Here is a 25,270-nt window from a genome sequence, read left to right on the forward strand (position 1 = left end):
GGTGTGCCAGCCGGGTTCCTCACGCCACGCCGTCTCACGATCGGGGTGCTGTGCGTGCTGAGCCTGATCGGGTCGGTCGGGCTGGCCTGGTGGCAGTGGGACCGGTTCGAGTCGGCCTCCGGCACCTTCCAGAACCTGGGCTACGTGCTGCAGTGGCCGCTGTTCGGCCTGTTCCCGGCGTTCATGGTGCTGCGCATCCGCAAGCTGCGCCGGGAAGCGGCGGACAAGGCGGAGACCGCCGATTCGGAGCCGGACCGCGCGCCTGTCGTCGAGGTGCCCAAGCCCCGGCCCGTCTCCCGGCCGGGCGTCGAGGACCAGGACGACGAGCTGGTGGCCTACAACCGCTACCTCGCCGAGCTCTACGAACGAGACCAACAAGAGCGCTAGGAGATAGACCGCATGGTGAGCACTGAAGGCACCGCGAAGGCCGCGACTTCGCTGCGGGGGCCACTGCTGCGGTACCGGGTGCTGGCCTACGCCACCGGTGTCGCGCTGCTGTGCCTGACCGCCGCGTTCATCCTCAAGTACGCGTTCGACTCGCCGGGCATGATGAGCTGGGCCGGGGTCACCCACGGCGTCTTCTACATGGTGTACCTGGTGATGGCGGTGGATCTGGCGCTCAAGGCCCGCTGGTCGATCAAGGGCACGGTGTTCGTGCTGCTCGCCGGCACCATCCCGTTCCTGTCCTTCGTCGCCGAGCGCGCGGTCACGCACCGGGTCGGTTCGGGCCGGAAGCTCTGACCAGCAGCGGCGGCACGGTGTTGCCCCGCAGGGCGGACGCGTCGATCGTCTCCGGGCGGTAGTTCGCCTTCTCGAGCCTGCCCTCCAGGCCCGGTTCGCCCGGTGCCACGCGGCCGGACAGGAACGCCCACTCGTGCTCGTCGGAGCCGTAGTAGACGACGGTGCCGAAGGCCCCGGTGAACCGCCGCCACGCGCTGATCAGCGTTTCGTTGCGCCACATCGTCGGGCAGCCTGCCTGGCTCGACACCACGCCGCCGGGCGCCAGCAGCGCCGTGCAGCGGGCGAGGAACTCCGTGCCGTACAAGCGGTTGTGCTGCGCCGACGGGTCGTCGTTCTCGTCCGGCAGATCGATGACGACGACGTCGTACCCCGGTTCTGCACCCGCCAGGAACTCCCAGCCGTCGCGGTAGTGCACGCGGACCTGGCCGTCCCCGCGCTCGGCGGCGGCGAGCTCGGCCGGGGTGTAGCCGTAAGGCAGATGCTCGGCGCAGGCGCGCACCGCGACCTGGTCGATGTCGACGTGATCGACGATCTCGGCGCCCTCCGCGACGGCCAGCCGGCTCGCGACGCCTTCGCTGGAGCCGATGATCAGTACACGCCGGACCCGCGCGGCGAGCAGCATCGGCGGCACCATGAGCGCCTCGTGGTAGGTGAGCTGGGTGGCCTCGGTGCTCTGGCGCTCGCCGTCGCAGAACAGCGAGATTCCCTGCGCCGTGCGCCCGATCAGCAGGTGCTGGAACTCCGTCCGGGTTTCGAACAGGACCTCCGAAACCTCCCACGACCGGGAAAGCCCGCGCCCGACCGGCTCGGTCAGCTGCCGGGCCCGGTGCCCCCGGCTGGCGGCGCTGGTGCGCAGCGACCGCGTGCCGAGCGCCCGCGCGAGCAGCCGCACGGCCAGCTCGGGATCGGCGCGCGCACCGCAGGTGAACACGTCCGCGAACGCGGCGCCGAGCTCGGGATAGGTGTGCACCGACGCGTGCGATTCGGCGAGCAGCGCGAGGACCGTGACCCCGCGCGGGGAAAACTGGTGCGCCAGCACGTCGATCACTGTCGCGCCTGCCTCCGCGACCGCCGTGCGCAGCGTCTCGCGCAGGAACTCCGGGTCGTCGAGCAGGTGTGGTTCGATCCCGTCCAGCTCCGCGAGCACGTGCCGGCCGGAGAAGGCGCCGATCTCAGTCAAGGCAGTAGGTCCGCAACGGCCCGATCCCGTTGAACGACACCGACGAATAGCTCGCCGTGTACGCACCGGCGTCGAGGATCTCGACCGGGTCGCCCGCCTTCAGCGAAAGCGGCAGCTCGTACGGCGTGTGTTGATAGAGCACGTCGTCACCATCGCATGTCGGCCCCGCGATGACGACCGGGCCCCGCTCGCCGGGGCCCGCGTCGACGCGGTACGGGATCGCCTCGTTCTCCGTTTCGGCCAGGCCGTTGTAGCGCCCGATGTCCAGGTAGACCCACCGGTGCTCGCCGCGCTGGGCGACCAGCACGATCTCGGCCCGGATCAAGCCGGCTCCGGCGACGATCGCGCGGCCGGGTTCGAGCGCGGTTTCCGGCGCGCCGGCGGGAAAGTGCGCGGCCAGCGAGGCACGGATGGCGGCCGAGTACCGCGCGAGCGACGGGACCGGGGCGCGGTAGGTGACGCCGAAGCCGCCGCCGAGGTTGAGGCGCCGGAACGGGAACTCGGCGAAGATCTTGGCCGCGGCCGCGATCCCGGCGTCCCAGGCGGCCGGGTCGGCCTGCTGCGAGCCGACGTGGAAGGCCACCCCCGCCGGATCAAGGCCGAGTTCGGCGGCCCGGCGCAGCAGCCCGGCGGCCTCGGCGGGCGAGCAGCCGAACTTGCGGCCGAACGGGGTGGCCGAGGCGGGAGCGTCCACCAGCACCCGCACGGTGACCGACGCCCCCGGGGCGTGCTCGGCCAGATGTGCCAGGTCGGACGCGGCGTCGGTGACGAACTCGCGGACCCCGCGGTCGAAGGCGAACGCGATGTCGGCCGGTTTCTTGATCGGGTTGCCGTACGAGAGCCGGTCCGGCGCCACGCCTTCGGCAAGGCAGGCGGTGATCTCCGCGGGGCCGGCGACGTCGAAGCCACCGCCCGCGGCCAGTACGGCGCGCAGCACGGCGGGCTCCGGATTGGCTTTCACCGCATAGAAAAGGAGCGAGTGCGGGAGTTCGCGCGCGAACTCCCGCACTCGCTCGGTCACCACGGCCGGGTCGATGACGAGGAAGGGCGACGGCGGGTGCTGCCCCGCCAGGAAGCGGCGGATCCGTTCGAGGCTCACGCCCTACAGCGTGTCAGGACCCGATGCCGGTCAGCGCCCGGACCTCCATCTCCGCGTACTTCGCCGGATCGCCCTTGCGCCCGCCCACCAGCGTGCCGACGAACCCGCACACGAACGAGAACGGGATCGACACCAGACCCGGGTTGGTCAGCGGGAACCAGTGGAAGTCCACGCCCTTGATGATCGCCGTCGAACTGCCCGAGACGACCGGCGAGAAGATCACCAGCACCACGGACGAGATCAGCCCGCCGTACATGCCCCACAGCGTTCCGGTCGTGTTGAACCGCTTCCAGAACATCGTGTACAGCAGCGTCGACAGGTTCGCCGAGGCCGCGACCGCGAACGCCAGCGCCACCAGGAACGCGACGTTCTGGCCGTTGGCGAGGATGCCGCCGAAGATCGACAGGACACCGATCGCCAGTGCCGTCCGGCGGGCGACGCGCACCTCGTCGGCCGGCTCGGCGTGCCCGTGCTTGAAGACGTTGGCGTACACGTCGTGGGCGAAGGACGCCGAAGCGGTGATCGTCAGGCCCGCGACCACCGCGAGGATCGTCGCGAACGCCACCGCGGAGACGATGCCCAGCAGCACCGTGCCGCCGATGTGCAGCGCGAGCAGCGGCGCGGCGGAGTTCTCGCCCCCGGGCGCGGCCTTGATCTCGGCGGTGCCCACCAGCGCCGTAGCGCCGAAGCCGATCACCAGCGTGCACAGGTAGAAGACGAACACGCACGCGGTCGCCCAGACCACCGAACGCCGCGCTTCGTGGGAGTTCGGCACGGTGTAGAAGCGCATCAGCACGTGCGGCAGGCCGGCGGTGCCGAGGACCAGCGCGACGGCGAGGGAGACGAAGTCGAGCTTCGTGGTGCCGCTCTTGCCGTACGCCGCGCCCGGTTGGAGCAGCTTCTCCCCGAGCGGGCTGTGGTAGGAGGCCTGGGAAAGCAGGTTGGACAGGCTGAACCCGAACTTGCCGAACAGGAACACCGTCATCAGCACCACGGACAGGATCAGGATCCCGGCCTTGATGATCTGCACCCAGGTGGTGCCCTTCATGCCGCCGACCAGCACGTAGAAGATCATGACCAGGCCGACGACCGCGATCACGACCGCCTGACCGAACTTGCCGTGCACGTTGAGCAGCAGCGCGATCAGCGCGCCGGCGCCCGCCATCTGCGCGAGCATGTAGAACAGCGAGATGACCAGCGTCGAGGTGGCCGCGGCGGCCCGGACCGGGCGCTGCTTCATCCGGAAGCTGAGCACGTCGCCCATCGTGAAGCGGCCCGTGTTGCGCAGCAGTTCCGCGACCAGCAGCAGGTCGAGCAGCCAGGCCACAAGGAAGCCGATGGAGTAGAGGAAGCCGTCGTAGCCGTTGATGGCGATCGCGCCGGCGATGCCGAGGAACGACGCGGCGGACAGGAAGTCGCCGGACAGCGCGATTCCGTTCTGCCTGCCGGTGAACGAGCCGCTCGCCGCGTAGTAGTCGGACCGCGAGGACCGCCCGCTGCTGGCGCGGTACACGACGAACAGGGTGATCGCGACGAACACCGCGAATACCGAGGTGTTGAGAATCGGGTTGCTGTCCGGGCTTTCACCGGCCGCGAACGTGTGGATCATCTGACTACCGCACTCCTGCCTGCTGCCGCACGGTTTCGACCTGGGGGTCCAGGCTGCGCTTCGCGAACCGCAGATAGGCGAACGTGATCAGGGCCGTCGAGACGAACTGCAGCACCCCCATCACGATCGCGACGTTGATCTCGCCGACGAGCTTCGTGCTCATGAACGCGGGCGCGTACGCGGCGAGAAGGACATATACGAGGTACCAGGCGATGAACAGCAGGGTCATCGGGAACGCGAACCGGCGGAACCGGCTGCGCAGGGTCCCGAACTCGGCGCTCCGCTGGATCGCCAGGTAGTCCACGTCGGCGCCGCGCTTGCGAGACTTCTGGGCCTCGTCGGCCGCCTCGAACAACGCGGGTATCTCACCGGTGTCCTCGGGTGAAGTCCGCGGCGCGGACCCTGGGACGTGCTGGACGACGTTCTGCATGGCTTGCCTCCCCGGGCGAGCTGGCGAACCTTGAGCGGCACATGCTAGCCACGGGTCAATACGGCCCCTGCGGCAGGCTGGGTTCATTCTGTAAGCGTCAATTACTACGTTCACCAGGTGTAATGCGCCGTTCAGGCTAGAAGTGCGCGAGCGCGACCCGGAGTGATGTCACGGCGAGTAGCGATAGTCGAGAACTGTCACTCTACGGAGTGGATGGGTAGGAATTAACGAATTCGCAGCGTTAAGAGGGAAAAGATTGTCCGCTTTGCGCGTTTCGTCGTTAATTCTCTCGGATCGACCAGCCGGCGAAAGCCACATCATCGGGCGTTATTCTTCTGTAACTCGGGCGTCCGAAACACGGTCGGTGCGCCTTTGTGGCAGAGTTCAGGCAACCCCTGGGCTATGTGGGTGAAAGTGGACGAACGTGGTCCCACCAGGGTCGTCACGTATCCGAACGGGTCAGCACGAGTGATCCACACGGTCGCGTCAACCCGTTGTTACAACGGGTATTTCCCCTGGTCGAAGCCATAATTCGTGGCGGGTTCAGTTGCTGCCCCATTGGTGTAAGCTCCCCTCGCCACGTTGACTCGCTGTGACCGAAGGCAGCCGACCCTGTTCGGACCATGCTGCACATCGCATCATGCGAGAACATCTGGGGGCGGCGGGTCGACGAGGCTGGGGACAACGCCGTCGGCCCGGGCAGGGCACGCACAGACGGACGTCGCAGGACGCGCACACGAGATGCCGGACAGGGAGTCACTTTCGTGACCGTTGCAGGAGAAGGCCAAGTGCCGGTGGGACAGCTCCTAGGCCAGCAACCACGGCGAACCGCCAAGTGGCGCGCGATCAGCAGATGGCGCGACTGGCGGCTGTCGGTCAAACTGGGCGCCGTCACGCTGGTGCCCATCCTCATCGCGCTGGTGCTCGGTGGGATCACCATCAGCAACCAGGTCCAGCGGTCGGACGACTTCGACCGCATCGACCGGCTGGTCGTGCTCAGCACGGACGTGCGGGGGCTCGTGGACGCGCTGCAGACCGAGCGCACCCGCACCGCGGCCTTGCTCACGCAGGGCACTGTCGGCAGCTCGCCGGATCTCGACGCCGCCCGCGCCGCGACCGACAAGGCGCTCCAGCCGCTGAACATCGACACCGACCGCGTCACCGAGGTCGACAGCGCGGTCGCCGCTCCCGGCACCGCCAGCAAGAACGCCCTCGCCCGGCTCGCCCAGGTCCGCCAGCAGGTCGCGGCCGGCCAGCTCGACTCCGTCCAGGCACTCGACGCCTACTCCGCGATGACCACCGCGCTGCTGAGTCTCGACACCTCGCTCGTGGCCGGCATCAGCGACCCGTCGATCAGCGGCACCGCGAACGCGCTGCACGATCTGCAGGTCGCCAAGGAAGAGGTGTCGACCTCGCAGGCACTGCTCGGCTACGGCATCGCACGCGGCAGCCTCACCCCGATCCAGCTCAACCAGGTGCGCACGGCCGAGGTCCGCCTCACCGACCGGCTCGAGGACTTCCGCGCGGCCGCCAGCGGTGCGCAGAGCCAGGACTTCGACCGGACGGTCACCGGGCAGAACTTCGACACCCGCGGCCGCCTGGTCCGCAGCGTGCTCGACGCGCAGGGGCCGACCGCGAGCGGCGCGCTCGACGGGATCTCCGGCGAGCAGTGGAACGCCGCGTCGACCTCCGTCGTGGACTCGCTGCGCGCGCTCAGCTCACGCCTCGGTGACTCGGCACTGACCACGTCCGGTGAGCTGGTCGACAGTTCGGGCACCGACGCGGGCCTGCTGGCCGTGCTGCTGTTCGCCGCGCTCGTGCTCACCGCCGCGGTCGTCTTCCTGATCACCCGCCAGCTGCTGCGCTCGCTGCGGATGCTGCGCACGAGCGCGCTGGACGTCGCCGACCGGCAGCTGCCGGCGGCTGTCGCGAACATCCAGGAAGGCCGCGAGCAGAGCGCCGAGGTCACGCCCGTCTCGATCGGCACGGCCGACGAGATCGGCCAGGTGGCCAAGGCGTTCGACGCGGTGCACAGCCAGGCGCTGCGCCTGGCGATCGAGCAGGCGGCGATGAGGACCGGCTACTCCAGCGTGTTCATCAACCTCTCCCGCCGCAGCCAGAGCCTCGTGCAGCGGCAGCTGCAGATGATCGAGCGGCTGGAGCGGGACGAGGAGGACGCCGACCAGCTGGCCACGCTGTTCCAGCTCGACCACCTCGCCACCCGGATGCGGCGCAACAACGAGAACCTCATGGTCCTCTCCGGCGCCGAGCCGGGCCGCCGTTCCGGTCAGCCGGTGACCGTCACCGACGTGCTCCGGGCCGCGGTGTCGGAGATCGAGCAGTACCAGCGCGTTTCGGTGCAGACCCCGCCCACCGCGAAGATCGTCGGGTACGCCGCGAGCGATCTGATGCGCCTGGTCGCGGAGCTGCTCGACAACGCGACCGCGTTCTCCGCGCCCGAGACGCAGGTGACGGTGTCGACGCGGGTGGCCGAGACCGGTGGTCTCGTCGTCGACATCATGGACAAGGGCATCGGCATGAACGAGGCCGAGGTCGCCGAGGCCAACGCCCGGCTGACCGAGGCCGCGACGGTCGACCTCGCCACCTCGCGCCGGATGGGCCTGTTCGTGGTCGGCCGCCTCGCCGGGCGCCACCACATCGGGGTGAGCCTGCACGGCGGCAAGGACATCGCCGGTGTCCGCGCGACCGTGCACGTCCCCGCCGAGCTCGTGATGGACCTGCCGGAGTCGGCCATGCCCGCCCCGGCACCGGCGCAGCAGCCGGATCCGGCGCTGCCGCGCCGCCGCACCGTCAACGGCACCGGCCGCGCCGGCGCTCTGACCAGCCTCGCGGGTACCACGTCCGGCACGCTCGGCGACGGCGCCGCCCAGCCGGGGCCGTGGAGCCAGAACGGTCACTCGGGCATGCTGCCGCCGCGGCCGCCGTCGGACGTGGAGGTGTCCGGCACCGCGCTGTTCAGCCCGATCCGGCCGGATGACGAGATGGACCGCCCGCCGGCCGACCCGCAGCCCGGCGATCTGCCGGGTGACGTCCTCCCCGCGGGCTCCGCGCTGTTCGAGGCGAACACCAGCGCGGGTGCGCTCACCGAATGGTGGAGCGCGGCCGCGGCCGAACCCGCGCCGCCGCCCCCGCCCCCCGAGACGACGCCGATCTTCGACGAGACCCTCTCGGCCTGGTTCCGCAGCGACAAGCCGGCGCCGAAGCCCGGGAAGGCCGACGACGCGGAGAAACCCGCGGAAACCGGGGAAGCGGAGAAGGGCGAGCCGGAGCCGCAGGAGGAAGCGGAGACCAGGGCCACCACGGGCTGGGACTTCGCGGCCGACGAGAGTTTCCGAGCCGTGCGTGCCGCGTCGCAGGCTTCGCCGACCAGCTTCACCGAGGCCGGTCTGCCGCGCCGTCGCCGCGGTGAGCAGCTCATGCCCGGCAGCGCCGCTCCGGCTGCCTCCGCGCAGCCGGAGACCACCGGGGAGACCGCCCCGCCGTTGCCGGCGCGCGACCCGGCGGACATCCGTGGCCGGCTCAGCAGCTTCCAGCAGGGCCTCAGCCGGGCCCGGCATGCGGCGCACCAGCCCGCCGAGCCGCAGGCGCCGGCCGAGGAGCAGGCGCCCGCCGAGGAGCCGAAGAGCCAGGCGCTGCCGCGGCGGCGTCCTTCGCCCGGCCCGTCCGGGCTCCCGCAGCGCGCGGCGCGTGAGGAAGCCTGGCCGGACGCCAGGGCGGCCGAGACCGCGGCACCGGACACGCAGTGGCCGCAACCGGAGGACAACCCGCTGCCCTGGCGACAGCCGGCCGCGGAGTCCCCGTTGCCGCAGCGTCAGGCTGGGGCGGACGGCTCGTTGCCCCGGCGTCAGCCGGGTGCGGAAAGCCCGCTGCCCCGGCGCCAGCCGGCGCCGCCGCGACCGGCCGCGGAGGAGTCACGGCAGCCGACGGGCGAGTACCCGTTGCCGCAGCGCAGGCCCGCGGCGGAGGCGAATCCGCTGCCCCAGCGCCGTCCGGCGGACCCGCCGCGCCGGCTCGAACCGCCGGAGCAGCCCGCGGAGACCTCGGGGTCGTTCCTGTGGCAGAAGCCGCGGTTCCTCGACGAACCGGCGATGGAGAGCCCCGAGTCGCAGGCTCCGTTGCCGGGCAGGCAGCACCACGAGCCCGAGGGGACCATGGCCGAACCCGTCGCCGCGGCGGGCGAGTCGTCGTGGTCCTTCGCGACGGACGAGAGCTGGCGGACGGTGCAGGCGGTTTCGCAGGCAGCTCCGTCGGGCTACACGGCGGCGGGCTTGCCGCGCCGCCGTCGTGGCGAGCAACTCATGCCAGGTAGTGCGTCTTCCGTGGGCGCGGCGGGACCCCGCACCCAGCGTGACCCGCGGGATGTGCGTGGCAGGCTGAACAGTTTCCAGCAAGGTGTCCGGCGTGGACGGCACCGCACAGGTCAGCCGGCCGAGTCTGAACACGAAACGATGGAGGGTGAATGACCTCGCCGCAGCCACAACAGAACCAGTTCGGATGGCTGGTCAACGATTTCGCTGAGCGTGTACCGGGGGTCGCGCACGCCGTGGTCGTGTCCGCCGATGGGCTGCTGCTGACCGCGTCGAACCGCTTGCCCCTCGACCGGGCCGACCAGCTCGCCGCGGTCGCGTCCGGCCTCGTCAGCCTCACGCAGGGGGCGGCGCGCTGTTTCGAGGCCGGGGCGGTCAACGAGACCGTCGTGGAGATGGAACTCGGCATCATGGTGCTGATGTCCATCAGCGACGGCTCGTGCCTCGCGGTGCTCGCGGCGCCGAACTGTGACATCGGGCAGGTGGCCTACGAGATGACCATGCTCGTCGATCGCGTCGGTCAGATCCTCACCCCGGAGCTGCGTGCGCAGCTGCAGGGCTCCGGTGGTGCCCTGATCGGTGAACCGGTGGGATGATGCCTCGATGACCCCTCCCGACGAGGACGACGCAACGTTCGCGGACGTCCTCAACGGCTTCACCTTGGATTCGGGACGTGGCCGCCGGAAGCGGAAGAAGGCCAGGGAACCCGAAGCCGGGGCCGAGCCGCGCCAGGAAGAGCCGGGTCCCGGCTCACCCGCGCCGCCGGGCCAGCCGAGCCCGTCGCCGCGGGTTCAGGAACAGCCGCCGGGCCCGCCCCGGTTCGCGGCCGAGCCCGCGCACGGCACGGGTTATTTCGAGCCCCCGTCCAGCCAGGGTTCGGGGTACTTCGAGCCCGCGCAGGGCACGAGCTTCGGTACCGGCTACTTCGAGCCGGCGGTCAGCAACGCCGGCCCGGCGCTGCCGGCGAGACCGGAACCGGCGCCGGCCGAGGACGAGACGGCAGCCGTCCGTCCGTATGCGCTGACCGGTGGCCGGACCAGGGCGAACTACGCACTGGAACTGGAGACGCTGATCTCCGTGAAAGACGTCGACGCCGCCCGCATGGACGCGGGGGCGACGATGCAGTTCGAGCACCGTCAGATAGTGGAAGAGTGCCGGTCGCCACGGTCGGTCGCGGAGATCGCGGCGCTGCTGCGGGTTCCGCTCGGCGTGGCCAGGGTGCTCATCAGTGACGCGGCCGACGCGGGCTTGGTCACCGTACACAAGACCGTGTCCGGCAGCGAAAACGCCGAGGCGCATCTCATGTTGATGGAAAGGGTGTTGAGTGGACTCCGTCGGCTTTAAAACACCGCGGCCGGCCGCGCCGCAGACCATGACCTCGGCCAAGATCGTGGTCGCCGGTGGCTTCGGCGCCGGCAAGACGACCTTCGTCGGGTCCGTGTCGGAGATCGTGCCTCTCACCACCGAGGCCATGATGACCGACGCCAGCCGCGGCATCGACAACCTCGACAGCACCCCGAACAAGTCGACCACCACGGTGGCCATGGACTTCGGCCGGGTGTCGCTGGACGCGGATCTGATCCTGTACCTGTTCGGCACCCCGGGCCAGCAGCGGTTCTGGTTCATGTGGGACGACCTGGTGCGCGGGGCGATCGGGGCGGTGGTGCTCGCCGACACGCGCCGGCTCGCGGACTCGTTCGCGCCGATCGACTTCTTCGAGGACCGCAGGCTGCCGTACATCATCGGCGTGAACACGTTCGACGGTGTGATGCATCACGACATCGACGACGTGCGCGAAGCGCTCGCGATCGACCCGAGCGTGCCGATCGTGCGCTGCGACGCCCGTGACCGTGAGTCGACGAAGCAGACGCTGATCACGCTGGTCGAGTACGCCATGCGCCAGTGGATCTCGCTACGCGCGGCCAACGCGAACGCTCGCTGAGTACGCCGGGATCGCGCGTGCCGTGCGGTTGTGCGCGCTCCTCGGACTGTGCCGTTTCACGGTGGCCCACGTCACGTTGACGGTTGGGTGTGAAATAGTAGGAAGTCCGAGTATTTTGGGGGTATGAGCGCGCCCCTGTACAAAGCCGTGCACCCGGTCCGGTTCGTCACCGCGTCGAGCCTGTTCGACGGCCACGACGCCTCGATCAACATCATGCGCCGCATCCTGCAGTCGCAGGGTGCGGAGGTCGTGCATCTCGGGCACAACCGGTCCGTCGACGAGGTTGTCACCGCCGCGATCGCCGAGGACGTCCAGGGCGTCGCGATCAGCGCGTACCAGGGCGGGCACGTCGAGTACTTCTCCTACCTGGTCGAGCTGCTGCGTGAGCGCGGCGCCGGGTACATCCGGGTCTACGGCGGCGGGGGCGGGGTGATCGTGCGCGAGGAGATCGAGCTGCTGCACTCGCGAGGGGTCGCGCGCATCTTCTCCCCGGATGACGGCCTGGAGCTGGGGCTGCCCGGGATGATCAACCTGATGATCAAGGAGTGCGACGTCGATCTGGCGGCGCGGCAGGCGGGTTCGGTCGACGAGTTGCTCGCGGGCGACGTGCGGGTTCTGGCGCGGGCGATCACGCAGCTGCAGGCGGGGGTGCTGCCCGGTGACTGGCATGAGGCGATCGCCGAGACCGCGAGGAAGTGGACGGTGCCGGTGCTGGGCATCACCGGCACGGGCGGTTCGGGGAAGTCCTCGCTCACCGACGAGCTGATCCGCCGGTTCCGCCTCGACCAGCAGGACAAGGTGCGTGTCGCGGTGCTCGCGGTGGACCCGACACGCCGCCGCGGCGGCGGCGCGCTGCTGGGTGACCGCATCCGGATGAACAGCCTCGGCTCCGCGGTGTACTTCCGTTCGCTGGCAACGCGCACCAAGAGCGGCGAGATTCCGGAGGGGCTGGACCAGGCGATCGGAGCGTGCAAGGCCGCCGGGTACGACCTGGTGATCGTGGAGACCCCGGGCATCGGCCAGGGCGACGCGGGCATCGTGGACCATGTCGATCACTCGCTGTACGTGATGACGCCGGAGTTCGGCGCGGCCTCGCAGCTGGAGAAGATCGACATGCTCGACTTCGCGGACGTCGTGGCGATCAACAAGTTCGAGCGGCGTGGCGCGGAGGACGCGCGCCGGGACGTCGCGCGCCAGCTGGTGCGCAACCGCGAGGAGTTCGGCGCGTCGCCGGACGACATGCCGGTCTTCGGGACCAGTGCGGCGAAGTTCAACGACGACGGGGTCACCGCGCTGTACCAGCAGCTGCGGGATGCCTTGGCGGACAAGGGGCTTTCGGTTTCCGCGGGCACGCTGCCGCGCGTCGGGGGCAAGGTGTCGACGTCGGCGGACACGATCATCCCGTCCTCGCGGGCGCGGTACCTCGCCGACATCTCGGACACCGTGCGCGGCTACCACCGGCGCACGCTGGAGCAGGTCGAGGCGGTGCGCGAACGCGACCAGCTCGCGGCGGCGAAGGCCGCGCTGGAGCGGGCCGACGCGGACACCGCGGCGATCGGCGAACTGCTCGACGAGGCGGAGTCGCGTGTGGACTCCTCGACCCGGCGCCTGCTCGACGAGTGGGCGGCGCTGTCCGAGTCCTACCGCGGCGAAGAGCTGGTGTTCAAGGTGCGGGACCAGGAACTGCGCACCCAGCTGTGGCGGGAGACGTTGTCGGGCAACAAGATCCCGCGTGTCGCGCTGCCGAGGTACACCGAACGCGGGGAGCTGTTGTCCTTCCTGCGTCGCGAGCACCTGCCGGGCTATTTCCCTTACACCGCCGGGGTCTTCCCGTTCAAGCGGCAGGGTGAGGACCCGGCGCGCATGTTCGCGGGCGAGGGCGACCCGTTCCGCACGAACCGTCGCTTCAAGTACCTTTCGTCGGAATCGGCGGCGAAGCGGCTCTCGACCGCGTTCGACTCCGTGACGCTGTACGGCCACGACCCGGCGACCAGGCCCGACATCTACGGCAAGGTCGGCACCTCCGGCGTTTCGATCGCGTCGCTCGACGACATGAAGGCTCTTTACGACGGGTTCGATCTGACCGCGCCGTCGACCTCGGTGTCGATGACGATCAACGGTCCGGCGCCGACGATCCTCGCGTTCTTCCTCAACACGGCGATCGACCAGAAGATGGCGGCCTTCCGCGCCGAGCACGGCCGCGAGCCGAGCACCGAGGAGGCGGCGGACCTGCGTGAGTGGACGCTGCGCAACGTCCGCGGGACGGTGCAGGCCGACATCCTCAAGGAGGATCAGGGGCAGAACACCTGCATCTTCTCGACCGAGTTCTCGCTGCGGATGATGGCCGACATCCAGGAATGGTTCATCTCCCATGGGGTGCGCAACTTCTACTCGGTGTCGATCTCGGGCTACCACATCGCCGAGGCCGGCGCGAACCCCATCTCGCAGCTGGCGTTCACTCTCGCCAACGGGTTCACCTATGTCGAGTCATACCTCGCGCGCGGTATGCACATCGACGATTTTGCACCGAACCTGTCGTTCTTCTTCTCCAACGGGATGGACGCCGAGTACTCGGTGCTGGGCCGGGTCGCGCGGCGTATCTGGGCCACGGCGATGAAGGAGCGGTACGGCGCCAACGAGCGTTCGCAGAAGCTCAAGTACCACGTGCAGACCTCGGGCCGGTCGCTGCACGCGCAGGAGATCAGCTTCAACGACATCCGCACCACGCTGCAGGCGCTGTGCGCGCTGTACGACAACGCGAACTCCCTGCACACCAACGCTTTCGACGAGGCGATCACGACGCCGAGCGAGCATTCGGTGCGCCGTGCGATGGCCATCCAGATGATCATCAACAAGGAGTGGGGCCTGTCGATGAACGAGAACCCGTTACAGGGGGCGTTCATCATCGACGAGCTGACCGATCTGGTCGAGGAGGCCGTGCTCACCGAGTTCGACCGGATATCGGAGCGCGGCGGGGTGCTCGGCGCGATGGAAACCGGGTACCAGCGCGGCCGGATCCAGGACGAGTCGATGCTGTACGAGCGGCGCAAGCACGACGGCTCGCTGCCCATCGTCGGGGTCAACACGTTCCGCAGCCCGCATCCGGAGGAGGACGAGGCCGAGGTCGAACTGGCGCGCGCGACGGAGGAGGAGAAGCAGTCGCAGTTGCGGCGCGTCGCGGACTTCCAGCAGCATCACCGTGACGACGCCGAGCAGGCGCTCAAGGCCCTGCGCGACGCCGCCACGAGCGGCGAGAACGTGTTCGCGGTCCTGATGGACGCGGCGCGGTTCTGCACGCTCGGCCAGATCACCGACGCCTTCTTCGAAGTCGGCGGCCAATACCGCCGCAACGTCTGAACGTCGACCGAGTTCGACGGTCGGCGGCGTGGGTCGACGGTTAGGGGCGGATCCGGGTCGCTTTGAGTTGCCAGACCGGCATGAGGAAGCGGCCCTGCTCGTCCACGGTGGGCGGGCCCCCGGCCGCCGCCTCCCCGGCGGGCGCTTCGGGCAGGCTCTCCCGCAGCCTGGTCAGCAACTCCGGGGTCATCGCGGTGGTGTAGTGCCGGCGCTCGAGGCGCGTGATACGCCAGCCCTTGCCGAACGTCTCGTGCAGGTTGTCGGCGCTGATCGCCCACGGCCCCGGGATCGGTCCCATCCTCTCCGCCAGGCAGAACAGGTGCAGCGTCGCGCCGGGCTTCGTGGCTCGGTGCAGGGCGGCCGCATACTCGTGCCGCTGCTCCTCGTTCAGGCAGTGATACAAGGCGCTGTCGAGCACCGTGTCGAACCGGTCGTCGAAGCCGTCGAGCCGGGTCGCTTCGGCGACGGCGAACTCCGCCCGCAACCCGCGCTCGGCCGCCTTCGCCCGCGCCCGCTCGATCGCGGTCGGCGCGCCGTCGATCCCCGTCACGTCATGGCCCTTGCTCGCAAGGAACAGGGCGTTCTCCGCGAGACCGCAGCCCGCGTCCAGCACCGCGCCGTGGACCTCGCCCGCCGTCTCGATTTCGACCACGAGCGGCTGCGGCCCGCCGATGTCCCACGGGACGAGCGAGAGCCCGTCGACCAGCTCCCTGCCGCGGTACACGTCGTCGAAATCGACGTCGTCCACGTTCGGCATGTTCATGGGCCCTCCCAGCTATTCAACGGTTGATGAGTTCGATGCTCCTCCGGCCTGGGAATTTCTGTCAAGGGACCGGCTGTTGCCCTGAGCTATGAAGTTCGGAATCGCCACCTTCGTGACCGACGACAGTATCCGGCCCGTCCCGCTGGGCCGCGCCCTGGAAGAGCGCGGGTTCGACTCGCTGTTCCTCGCCGAGCATTCGCATATCCCAGCCAGCCGCGAGACCCCGTACCCGGGCGCCGACGAGATGCCGTCGCGCTATTACCGCACGCTCGACCCGTTCGTCACCCTGTCGGCGATCGCGTCCGTGACGACCGATTTGCTCCTGGCCACCGGGATCGCCCTGATGATCCAGCGAGACGTCATCCACACCGCCAAAGAGGTAGCGAGTCTGGACATGATCTCCGGCGGGCGCATGCTGTTCGGCGTCGGCGTGGGCTGGAACCTCGAAGAGATGCGCAATCACGGCGCCGACCCGCGCACTCGCGGGGCGCTGCTGAACGAGCAGATCGAAGCGCTGAAAGAGATCTGGACGAACGACGAAGCCTCTTACGCCGGCACGCACGTCCGGTTCGACCCGATCTTCCAGTGGCCGAAACCGGTCCAGACACCGCACCCGCCGATCTACGTCGGCGGCGAGAGCCGGGCCGCCCTCGACCGCCTGCTCAAGCACGGCGACGCGTGGTTGCCGCGCGGCGGTACCAGCGTCGAGGAGATCAAGCGCGTGCGCGCGTGGCTCGCGGACAACGGCAGGCCGGATGTGCCGTTCACGATGTTCGCCGGCCGCGCCGACAAGGACCAGATCCAGGCCTACGCCGAGGCCGGCATCGACCGGTACACGTTCCTGCTGCCGGATCTGCCCGAATCCGAAGCGCTCGCCGAACTCGACCGCTTCGCGGCGCTCATCCCCTGACCAGCGACGCAAGTTGCTGGGTGCCCGTCGTCAATGCCTTGCTCAGCGCCTGATAGTGCGACAGTGGGGCGGAGGTCAGCACGACGACGACGTACCGCGCGTCCTTCCCGACCAGGCCCGTGGTGTTGAAGTACGCCGTCGAACCGCTGCTGCCCCAGCCCTGCTTGATTGCCCACGTGCTGCCCGGGAGGCCGTCGGGGATCCCGAAGTACTGGTCGGTGCCGTCGGCCGCGTCCTCGGACGCGTGGTACATCGCGTTGTACAGCAGCGCACGTGCGCTGTCGGGGATCTGGTCTTCGACATAGCGGTACACGGCCACGAGGTCCCGCGCGGTGATCTTGGTGTCGCCCCATTCGCCGGGCGTGGCCGGCGGGTTCGTCCCGGTCAGCCCCATCAGCGCCACGTCGCGGGTGATGATCGACGTGCCGCCGTCGGAGGCCCAGAACGAGCTCGCGATCGCGTCGTCGCTCGCCGAAAGCATCTGGGTGATCCGGTTCTGGGTCGTGGTGTCCGGCGGTGCCCAGTTGTCCCGCGCCAGCAGGTCCACCGCGATCAGCAGTTTCACCACCGACATGCTGGAGAACTGCTGGTCGGGTGCGAGGCTGGTCAGCACCGAGCCGGTCTGCCGGTCGTAGACCTCCATGCCGACCCTGGCGCTGGACACCGTCCCGCGCACGGCGGCCTGCACGCGTGCGGCGACTTCCTGCGAGTCGGGCGACGGCGCGGGTATGGGCGCCGACTGGGTCGCCAGCTGCGGGGCCGTCGTCTCGGTCGTCGTCTCGTCCGGCGCCGTCGCGGCATGGGCGCTGGCCACCGCTGCGGGGCCGCGGTCATGAACGACCGACACGACCACCATGAACGCGGCGCCCGCGGCGACCGCTGAGAGTACGGCCCGTCCGGCCGTAGCGTGCTTCACGAACGCAGAAACGTCGCGCCGGTACCGGTTGTTGCAGATTTTCCCGACGCAAAGAAAACCTTCAGGTCATTGACAGCGGACGCACAGGCAAGATCAACGACCGGTGACCAGCCGTGTTCACTCCGCAGCGGAGCGGTCCAGCAGCAGGTGCACGGACAGCTCGAGCCGGTCGGCCACGTCGGCCGCCGAAGCGCGGCGGGTGACCCACGCGACGAGGTTCGCCATCCACACGTCGGCGATGAGGTGGAACACCGCCCGGTCCCGCTCCGTGGGCTCCTCGATCCGCATGGCCTTGGCGAACATGTCCTCCATGAGCCGCCCGACCTGCTCGACCTCGGCCGCGGCCGTGGTATCGGCGAACATGAACGCGCGCACCATCGCCTCGGTCAGATGCGGGTCGCGCTGCATCAGCCGGGTGTTGCGCTGCAGGACGAAGATCAGCCGCTCGACCGGGGTCTCGCCGGGGATGGTGCTGCGGTCCATCTTCTCCCTGGCACGCTCGAACTCCCGCGCCAGACCGGACACCAGCAGATGGATCTTCGACGGGAAATAGCGGTACAGCGTGCCGAGCGCGACGTCGGCCCTGTCGGCCACCGCGCGCATCTGCACGGCGTCGTAACCGCCCTTCGAGGCGAGCGCGAGCGTGGCGTCGATGATGCGCCGGCGCCGGTCCCGCTGCGCCGCGGAACCCAGCTCGTCGCCCAGCCCGTTCCTGGTCTGGGCCGCTGCCCTCGACTTACCAGCCATCGCCTGCCACTCCGAAACTTGTTTCACCGACATCGCATACCTTACCTAAGGGCCATCCTGCCAAAAAACTGAAACACGTTCTATAGTGGCCGCCATGGCCATCGCGGTAACGGCAGAACAGCGGGCATGGGCCGAGTCGATCAGGGCGCGTGGCGGCGAGCCTGCCGAGCTCGCCGCGGTCGCGCTGCCGGAGGATCTCGGCGGCGCCGGGGGCGAAGTCGTCGATCTCGCGGTCGGGCTCGCCGAGGCAGCGGCCGCGCTGGCGCCGGGACCGCTGTTCGGCACGGTCCTGGCCGGGCTGGTCCTCGCCCGCCGCCCGGATTCCGCACTCGCCAAGGAACTCGCGCCCGCGCTCGCCGACGGGAGCGCGCGGGCGGCGGTCGCGCTGGGGCCCGGGTCGGTGGTCGCGACCCCGACCGAGACCGGATTCCTCCTGCGCGGGCGGACCGAACCGGTGCTCGACGCCAACGACTCGGCGCACCTGATCGTCGCCGCCGACCTCGGGTGGTTCGTGCTGCCGCCGCAACCCACAGCGCGGGCCGAAGGTTTCGACCTGTCCCGGGACGTCGGGTTTTTCGAGCTGGCGCTGGAAGTTCCGCGCGGCGCACTGCTCGACGATCCGCCCGTGCTCGAGTTGGCCGCGACCCTCGCCGCCGCCGAAGCCGCTGGGATCGCGGGCTGGTGCGTGCGCACGGCGAGCGAGTACGCGAAGGTGCGGGAGCAGTTCGGCCGGCCAGTCGGCTCGTTCCAGGCGGTCAAGCAGCTGTGCGCGGAGATGCTGTGCCGGTCCGAGGTCGCCGCGGCGCTCGCCTGGGACGCGGCACGCGCGGGCGGGGAGCACGCGCTGGCCTCGGCCGTGGCGGCGGCCGGTGCGCTCGACGCCGCCGTGGACAACGCGAAGGACTGCATCCAGGTGCTCGGCGGGATCGGGTTCACCTGGGAACACGAGGCCCACCGGTACCTGCGGCGCGCGGTCACCCTGCGGCAGCTGCTCGGCGGTTCCGGTCGCTGGCGCCGGCGGGTCGCAGAGCTCGCGCTGGCGGGTGAGCGGCGCGAGCTGAGGCTGGAGGTCGGCGAGGATGCCGAGGTGCGTGCGGCGGTCGCCGAAATCGCCGCGCTGCCCGAGGACCAGCAGCGCCGGCGGCTGGCCGAGGCGGGCTATCTCATGCCACACTGGCCGCGACCGTACGGGCTCGACGCGGATCCCGCGCGGCAGCTGGTCATCGACGCGGAGCTGGCTCGTGCCGGTGTGCGGCGCCCGGATCTGGTGATCGGCGCGTGGGCGGTGCCGACGATCCTCGAACACGGCACACCTGAACAGCGCGAACGCCTCGCCGGGCCCACGCTGCGGGGCGAGATCGTCTGGTGCCAGCTGTTCTCCGAACCCGAGGCGGGCTCGGACCTCGCCTCGCTGCGCACCAAAGCGACCAAAGTGGACGGTGGCTGGTCGCTGTCCGGGCAGAAGGTGTGGACCTCGCTCGCCCGCGAGGCGGACTGGGCGATCTGCCTGGCGCGCACGGATCCGGCCGCGCCGAAGCACAAAGGGATCACGTATTTCCTTGTCGACATGCGGTCTGCCGGGCTCGAGATCCGCCCGCTTCGCGAGATCACCGGCGACGCCGTGTTCAACGAAGTGTTCCTCGACGACGTGTTCGTTCCCGACGCCCACGTCGTCGGGGAGGTCAACGGCGGCTGGCGCCTCGCGCGCACGACGCTCGCCAACGAGCGGGTCGCGATGAGCGGCGGCTCGTCCGTCGGCGAGGGGGTCGAGGCGTTGCTGGCCTCGGTCCGCTCACCGGACGCGGCGACGTTGGAACACCTCGGGGCTCTCGTGACCGACGGCTCCGCCTGTTCGCTGCTCGATCTGCGGTCGACGCTGCGGCGGCTCGAGGGTCAGGATCCGGGGCCGGAGTCGAGCGTGCGCAAGCTCGTCGGCGTGCGGCACCGGCAGGAGGTGGCCGAGGCCGCGCTGGACCTGCTCGGCCCGGCGGGCGTCGTCGACGCCGCGGCGCAGCACGAGTTCCTGCTCACCCGGTGCCTGAGCATCGCGGGCGGGACGACTCAGGTGCTGCGCAACGTCGCGGCGGAGCGGCTGTTGGGGCTGCCCCGTTGACACCGCGGCGCGGAGCGCCTCCGTGAGGGGTGATGGTCGGGCGAAGGGCTGGCTGTCGGTGGGCGCCTCTATCGTTGGAGCGTGGAGCTGACACCGGACACGCGGGCGATCTTCGTGCCCTCGGACCCGCCGCGCGATGGCGTGCTCGCGCTGTGGGGTGACCAGGCCGGCCCGACCCCGGTCGAGCTGGTGCTGCCGAAGGGAAAGTCCTTCGGGCGTACCAAAGTGGACGCCCATGTGCTGCCGCTGGGGGAGGCGATCCCGCTGCTGCTGTCCGCGCCGGAGGGCAGCGGCACGGCGATCGCGGCCTGGTCGGCGGCCCTCAGCGCGGCACTGCAGCTCATCGCCCGCGGCCGGGTGCTGCCGGCCGCTACCGCCAGGGGCGTGGACACCTGGCGCGTCGGGCCGCTCGACGGCGCGGACGAGACGTTGTTGCGTGACCTCGCCGCCGCGCTCCCGCCCGAGGCGCATGCACTCCCCTTGTCGGGCTTGAAAAAGGTGCGCCTGCACTCGCCGGAGACGCTGGTCCGCGCGCTGTGGGACGCCACGGCCGACGTCCTGGTGCGTACCCCGGCGGCCCCGGTCGTCGCGGGCGGTCCGGCGTTCGCCGCGCCGGAGCCCACGCTGCTGGACGCGGCGGACGCCGAATGGCTCGCCGCGCAGCAGCCCAGCGGGGCGCAGCTGCAGTTACGGATCGAGATCCGCGGCGAGGAGGAGCCCGAGTTCGCCGGGGTGCTCGCGCTGCGCAGCGCGCTCGACCCGAGCCTGGTGGTCGACGCGGCCACGCTCTGGGACGCCCCGGACGCGGTGCTCGCACGGCTGGGGGACCAGGTCGAGGCGCAGCTGCTGATCGCGCTACGGCGCGGCGCGCGGGCGTGGGCGCCGCTGGGCCGCGCGCTCGAAGCCGCCGCGCCCGCCGAGCTGATCCTGACCGACGACGAGCTGGTGGAGCTGCTCGGTCCCGGTGGTGCCAACCTGAGCTCGGCGGGCGTGGAAGTGTTGTGGCCCAAGGGAATGTTCAGCGACGGTATCCGGGTGAAGGCGAGCGCGACGCCGGCGCCGGGCAGCGAGGCCGCGGCCGCGTTCCGGATGACCGATCTGCTGAAGTTCCGCTGGCAGCTGTCCGTCGGCGGCGAGGACCTGACCGACGCCGAGATCTCGGCGCTGGCCGAGGCGAAGCGGCCGATGGTGCGCCTGCGCGGGCAGTGGGTCCGGGTGGATCCGGGCATGCTCGCGAGGCTGCGGCGGCGGTCTTCCGACGAGGTGACGGCGGCCGAGGCGCTCGCGGCGGCCCTGTCCGGATCGATGGAGGTCGACGGCGAGCGGCTGGAGTTCTCCGCGCCCTCGGCGCTGTCCGGCCTGCTCGACCGGATCCGCCTCGGACCATCCACAGTGGATATCCCGAGCGACCTGAAGGCGACGCTGCGGCCGTACCAGCACGCCGGGCTGGGCTGGCTCGCGGAGATGACGGAACTTGGCCTCGGCGGGATCCTCGCCGACGACATGGGCCTCGGCAAGACGATCCAGCTCATCGCACTGCACCTGCACCGCCGTTCGCTCGCGGCCGGGCCGACGCTCGTGCTGTGCCCGACTTCGCTGCTGGGCAACTGGGAACGCGAGTTCGCCAAGTTCGCGCCCTCGACCCCGGTGCGTAGGTTTCACGGCGGCCGGCGCCATCTGGACGAGGTCGCGCCGGACGAGGTGGTGCTCGCGACGTACGGGGTGCTCAGGCGGGATCGCGAGGCGCTGGCCGAGGTCGGCTGGGGGCTGCTGGCCGCCGACGAAGCACAGCACGTGAAGAACCCGCTTTCGGTGACGGCGAAGCAACTCCGCCGTATCCCGGCCGCCGCGCGGGTCGCGCTCACCGGCACCCCGATGGAGAACCGGCTCACCGAGTTGTGGTCCATTATGGACTGGACGACGCCCGGGCTGCTGGGCTCGCTGGAGCATTTCCGCCGCACGATCGCCCGCCCGGTGGAGCGGGACCGGGACGAGGCGAGCACCCGGCGGCTCGCCGCGACCGTCCGCCCGTTCCTGTTGCGCCGCCGCAAGACCGATCCGGATATCGCGCCCGAGCTGCCCCGCAAGACCGAGACCGACCGGTTCGTCCCGCTCACCACCGAGCAGGCGACCCTGTACGAAGCGGTGGTCCGGGAGAACCTGGCGGTGATCAGGGAATCCCAGGGCGTGCAGCGGCGCGGGCAGGTGCTCAAGCTGCTCACCGAGCTCAAGCAGATCTGCAACCATCCGGCGCAGTACCTCAAGCAGACCGGCCCGCTCACCGGGCGCTCGGGCAAGCTCGCGGCCTTCGAGGAGCTGCTCGACGTGATCCTCGACGAAGGCGACAGCGTGCTCGTGTTCAGCCAGTACGTGCAGCTGTGCAAGCTACTGGCCGCGCGGCTGGGCGAGCGCGGGCTGCCCGTCGAGCTGCTGTCCGGCGCGACTTCGGTGAGCCGGCGCGAGGACATGGTGCGCCGGTTCCAGTCCGGCGACGTCCCGGTCTTCCTGCTGTCGCTCAAGGCGGGCGGGGTCGGGCTGAACCTCACCCGCGCGACGCACGTCATCCACTACGATCGCTGGTGGAACCCGGCCGTCGAGGATCAGGCGACCGACCGCGCGTACCGGATCGGGCAGGACAGGCCGGTGCAGGTGCACCGGCTGATCGCCGAGGGCACCCTGGAGGACCGGATCGCGACGGTGCTCGAGAGCAAGCGCGGCCTGGCCGAGGCCGTGGTGGGCTCAGGTGAGGACTGGCTGACCGAACTGTCGGACGAGGAGCTCACCGAGCTCGTGCGCCTGGGTGAGGCGCCGTGAGCCCGCGCCGGACGTTCGGCGCGACCTGGTGGGGTCGCGCGTGGGTCGAGGCGCTCGAAGGCCGCGCGAAGCTGGATCCGAACCGGTTGCCGCGCGGGCGGACGTATGCGCGGAAGGGGCGGGTGAGCGCGCTCGACGTGACGGCAGGGGAGGTCCGGGCGTTCGTGCAGGGCAGCCGGTCGGTGCCGTACCGCGTGAAGGTGCGCTGCCGGAAGTTCTCCGGCGACGAGTGGTCGGCGCTGCTGGACAAGATCGGCCAGCAGGTCGGGTACATGGCCGCGCTGCTCGACGGCGAACTGCCGCCGGAACTGGCCGCGGCGGTCGATCTGCTGCCCGGGCCGGGGGATCTGACGCCGCGGTGCTCATGCCCGGACAGCGCGGATCCGTGCAAGCACGCGGCGGCGGTGTGCTACCTGGTCGCGGACGAGGTGGACGCGGATCCGTTCGTGCTGTTCCTGCTGCGCGGTCGGGGCCGTGAGCCGGTGCTGGGACAGCTGCGTGCGCGGCGTTCCCGGGCGAAGGTGGTCGTCGAGGAACCCGGTCTGACGCCGAAGGAAGCCTTTGCCCGTAAGCCTTCCGCGCTTCCCGCGCGGCCCCCGGCGCCGCCGGAGCCCGGGCACCCGGCGGCGCTGGGCGAACCGCCTGCCGGGTCGGGACTGCGAGCGGAGGTCCTGTCGTCCCTCGCCGCCGATGCCGCGGTCCGCGCCCTCGACCTGCTGACCGGCGGGGACTCGGCACCGCTCACGCGTGAGGAGGACCTGGCCAGGCGCGGGTCGTCCGAGGTACCCGAGGCATGGGTGGCCGCGTGGCGCAGGGCAGGACGTGGCGGCCTGGCCGCGCTGCGCGAGTCGTGGCAGCCTCCGCGTGCGGCGCTGTACGAAGCCCGGTCCGAATTGGACGATGCCGATCTGCCGGGTGAGACGCGTATCTGGCGTAACAGGCTGACGCGCGGTGAGATCCAGCTGAGGCTGGGAAAGGACCATCTGTGGTACCTGTTCCGGCAGGGGGCGCACGGCTGGCTTCCGGTCTCGCCCGGGGCTCGCAGCCCGCTGGACGTGCTATCGGGCCAGTGAGCGCAGGTAGCTCCACTCGAGGAACCGCTCGACCCCGCGGACGACGTGCGCGCTGCGGATGGACGGGAAGACGTCGAACGCGTGCTGTGCGCCGGAAAGCTCCGCATACGCGACCGGATTGGGCGAAACCTCGCGTAACCGGCGCACGAACTCACGCGCTTCCCGTGCCGGAACCATCGTGTCGCGCTCGCCGTGGATCACGAAGAACGGGGGCGCCTTGTCGTTGACCCGGTCGAGTGGCGAGGCCGCGATGTAATCGTCGAGGTAGGCCACCGGGTCCTTGCCGACGACGTACCGCGCCAGCACGGTCTTGAGCCGGTGTTCGCTGGCGGCCGCGCCGCTCGTCGCCGCGAAGTCGTAGACGCCGTAGTGCGGGGCGCAGGCGTCGATCGTCGTGTCCACGTCTTCGAAGCCCGGCTGCAGCGCGGGATCGTTCGCGGTGAGCGAGCAGCGCCGCGAGATGCCCGCCCGCGGAACCACCGGTGGCGGCGAGGAAGGACGGATCCCCGCCGTGCTCCGTGATGTGCTCACGGATCCACGAGACCGCGCGCTTGACCGCGACGATGTGGTCCGGCCAGCGTGCCGACGGCGAGAGCGGGTAGTTGATCGCGACGCACACCCAGCCGCGCCCTGTCATGTGCAGCATGAGCGGGATGCCCTGGTGGTCCTTGCTGTCGACCATCCAGGCGCCGCCGTGGATCTGCAACAGCACGGGCCTGCCCCGGCCGGGCTCCTTCGGGCGGTAGATGTCCAGGAGGAACCGCTTCCCGCCCGGCGCGTACGCCACGTTCCGGTCGCGGCTTACGTCCGGATCGCGCATCCGGAACGGCAGCATGAGCTCGCCCCACGGGGTCGCGAGGTCCTTCGGGTCCGGCGGGCGCCGCAGATCCCGGACGTACTTCTCGCCCAGCGCGTCGGCCAGCGCGTGCTCGACCTGGCCGCGCGCCCGCTGCGCGTCGGCGATCAGGGCCCCGAGCCCCACCGCGGACGCGCCGGCCAGCGCGAGCCCGAGCCGGTCGGCGCGGGTGCGGACGCCGTGCCGCGCGACGTGCGACGCGGTGTCCGCGGCCGTCAGCGCGAGCAGGTGCGGCGCCAGTTCACCGGTGAGCCAGCCGGCGAAGAACGCGGGGATCGCGGCGCGCTCGCCCGGCACCGGCCGCAGCGCGTTCGCGGTGAGCGCGAGCTGGATCGCCCGTCGGGTGACGAAACGCGGTCGCATCCCTCGATCGTACTGTGCTGTTCGTGACC

Annotated in this window: 18 protein-coding genes and 2 pseudogenes; 11 read left to right on the forward strand and 9 right to left on the reverse strand. The window is 70.5% G+C overall.

The genetic code is table 11. From position 1 onward, the window contains the following. Positions 1-3: 3 nt before the first annotated feature. On the forward strand, positions 4-387 hold the full coding sequence (locus FG385_RS02565; protein ID WP_139094958.1) for a hypothetical protein: 384 nt from the start codon (positions 4-6) through the stop codon (positions 385-387). A 12-nt stretch (positions 388-399) separates the two neighbouring features. Next, positions 400-741, forward strand: a complete 342-nt coding sequence (locus FG385_RS02570; protein WP_139094959.1) for a DUF3817 domain-containing protein — start codon at positions 400-402, stop codon at positions 739-741. On the opposite strand, the gene FG385_RS02575 is transcribed toward FG385_RS02570, so the two are convergent. From FG385_RS02575 to FG385_RS02590, 5 genes and pseudogenes are all read right to left on the reverse strand, one after another. Then, positions 707-1,597: a spermidine synthase gene (locus tag FG385_RS02575; RefSeq protein ID WP_235022371.1), complete on the reverse strand. Its 891-nt coding sequence runs from the start codon at positions 1,595-1,597 to the stop codon at positions 707-709. The two genes, FG385_RS02570 and FG385_RS02575, sit on opposite strands and share 35 nt — an antisense overlap. Next, a pseudogene (gene speD / locus FG385_RS35410) lies at positions 1,583-1,987 on the reverse strand (adenosylmethionine decarboxylase); the annotation flags it as partial. The gene FG385_RS02575 and the pseudogene speD, both read right to left, overlap by 15 nt. After that, positions 1,914-3,020, reverse strand: coding sequence for a type III PLP-dependent enzyme (locus tag FG385_RS02580; RefSeq protein WP_139094961.1), 1,107 nt, complete (start codon positions 3,018-3,020; stop codon positions 1,914-1,916). The pseudogene speD and the gene FG385_RS02580, both read right to left, overlap by 74 nt. A gap of 13 nt (positions 3,021-3,033) precedes the next feature. Continuing rightward, entirely contained in the window at positions 3,034-4,629 is a 1,596-nt protein-coding gene (locus tag FG385_RS02585; protein ID WP_139094962.1) for a solute symporter family protein, read from the reverse strand. Positions 4,630-4,633: 4 nt separating this feature from the next. After that, the gene (locus FG385_RS02590) at positions 4,634-5,059 is read right to left on the reverse strand and encodes a DUF485 domain-containing protein (RefSeq protein WP_139094963.1); all 426 of its coding nucleotides are present in this window, start codon (positions 5,057-5,059) and stop codon (positions 4,634-4,636) included. A 788-nt stretch (positions 5,060-5,847) separates the two neighbouring features. Between FG385_RS02590 and FG385_RS02595 the strand changes: the two genes are divergently transcribed. The 5 genes from FG385_RS02595 (at position 5,848) to icmF (ending at position 14,686) form a co-directional block, all read left to right on the forward strand. Further along, a complete protein-coding gene (locus FG385_RS02595) occupies positions 5,848-9,543 on the forward strand; it encodes a nitrate- and nitrite sensing domain-containing protein (protein WP_456061867.1) in 3,696 nt (1,231 codons plus the stop codon). Next, positions 9,540-9,983, forward strand: a complete 444-nt coding sequence (locus FG385_RS02600; RefSeq protein ID WP_139094965.1) for a roadblock/LC7 domain-containing protein — start codon at positions 9,540-9,542, stop codon at positions 9,981-9,983. The genes FG385_RS02595 and FG385_RS02600 overlap by 4 nt, the downstream gene beginning before the upstream one ends. 7 nt (positions 9,984-9,990) lie before the next feature. After that, positions 9,991-10,731, forward strand: coding sequence for a DUF742 domain-containing protein (locus tag FG385_RS02605; protein ID WP_139094966.1), 741 nt, complete (start codon positions 9,991-9,993; stop codon positions 10,729-10,731). Continuing rightward, positions 10,712-11,329 (forward strand): GTP-binding protein, encoded by a 618-nt coding sequence (locus FG385_RS02610; protein WP_200834267.1) that lies wholly within the window; start codon positions 10,712-10,714, stop codon positions 11,327-11,329. Before FG385_RS02605 ends, FG385_RS02610 begins: the two co-directional genes overlap by 20 nt. A 123-nt stretch (positions 11,330-11,452) precedes the next feature. Next, a complete protein-coding gene (icmF, locus tag FG385_RS02615; protein ID WP_139094967.1) occupies positions 11,453-14,686 on the forward strand; it encodes a fused isobutyryl-CoA mutase/GTPase IcmF in 3,234 nt (1,077 codons plus the stop codon). Positions 14,687-14,726: 40 nt separating this feature from the next. Here the strand turns inward: icmF and FG385_RS02620 are convergent, their stop codons facing one another. Further along, positions 14,727-15,449: a class I SAM-dependent methyltransferase gene (locus FG385_RS02620; protein ID WP_235022342.1), complete on the reverse strand. Its 723-nt coding sequence runs from the start codon at positions 15,447-15,449 to the stop codon at positions 14,727-14,729. Between the two features lie 88 nt (positions 15,450-15,537). Between FG385_RS02620 and FG385_RS02625 the strand changes: the two genes are divergently transcribed. Continuing rightward, positions 15,538-16,359 (forward strand): LLM class F420-dependent oxidoreductase, encoded by an 822-nt coding sequence (locus tag FG385_RS02625; RefSeq protein ID WP_139094968.1) that lies wholly within the window; start codon positions 15,538-15,540, stop codon positions 16,357-16,359. Here FG385_RS02625 and FG385_RS02630 read toward each other — a convergent pair. Then, on the reverse strand, positions 16,349-17,275 hold the full coding sequence (locus tag FG385_RS02630; RefSeq protein WP_235022343.1) for a serine hydrolase: 927 nt from the start codon (positions 17,273-17,275) through the stop codon (positions 16,349-16,351). The two genes, FG385_RS02625 and FG385_RS02630, sit on opposite strands and share 11 nt — an antisense overlap. Positions 17,276-17,392: 117 nt before the next feature. Continuing rightward, positions 17,393-18,022 (reverse strand): cholesterol catabolism transcriptional regulator KstR, encoded by a 630-nt coding sequence (gene kstR, locus FG385_RS02635; protein ID WP_139095192.1) that lies wholly within the window; start codon positions 18,020-18,022, stop codon positions 17,393-17,395. A 94-nt stretch (positions 18,023-18,116) separates the two neighbouring features. On the opposite strand from kstR, the gene FG385_RS02640 reads away from it, so the two are divergent. The 3 genes from FG385_RS02640 to FG385_RS02650 all read left to right on the forward strand — a co-directional run bounded on the left by FG385_RS02640 (position 18,117) and on the right by FG385_RS02650 (position 24,022). Beyond that, positions 18,117-20,135, forward strand: a complete 2,019-nt coding sequence (locus tag FG385_RS02640; protein WP_139094969.1) for an acyl-CoA dehydrogenase — start codon at positions 18,117-18,119, stop codon at positions 20,133-20,135. Positions 20,136-20,216: 81 nt separating this feature from the next. After that, a complete protein-coding gene (locus FG385_RS02645; RefSeq protein ID WP_139094970.1) occupies positions 20,217-22,949 on the forward strand; it encodes a DEAD/DEAH box helicase in 2,733 nt (910 codons plus the stop codon). Beyond that, positions 22,946-24,022 carry an SWIM zinc finger family protein gene (locus FG385_RS02650; RefSeq protein ID WP_139094971.1) on the forward strand — a complete coding sequence of 359 codons (1,077 nt, stop codon included), beginning with the start codon at positions 22,946-22,948 and terminating at the stop codon, positions 24,020-24,022. The genes FG385_RS02645 and FG385_RS02650 overlap by 4 nt, the downstream gene beginning before the upstream one ends. On the opposite strand, the pseudogene FG385_RS02655 reads toward FG385_RS02650, so the two are convergent. Then, positions 24,008-25,241 (reverse strand): annotated as a pseudogene (locus FG385_RS02655) (alpha/beta hydrolase fold domain-containing protein). The gene FG385_RS02650 and the pseudogene FG385_RS02655 overlap by 15 nt on opposite strands. Positions 25,242-25,270 lie beyond the last annotated feature (29 nt).

This window comes from Amycolatopsis alkalitolerans, assembly GCF_006152065.1.
GTDB lineage: Bacteria > Actinomycetota > Actinomycetes > Mycobacteriales > Pseudonocardiaceae > Amycolatopsis_E > Amycolatopsis_E alkalitolerans.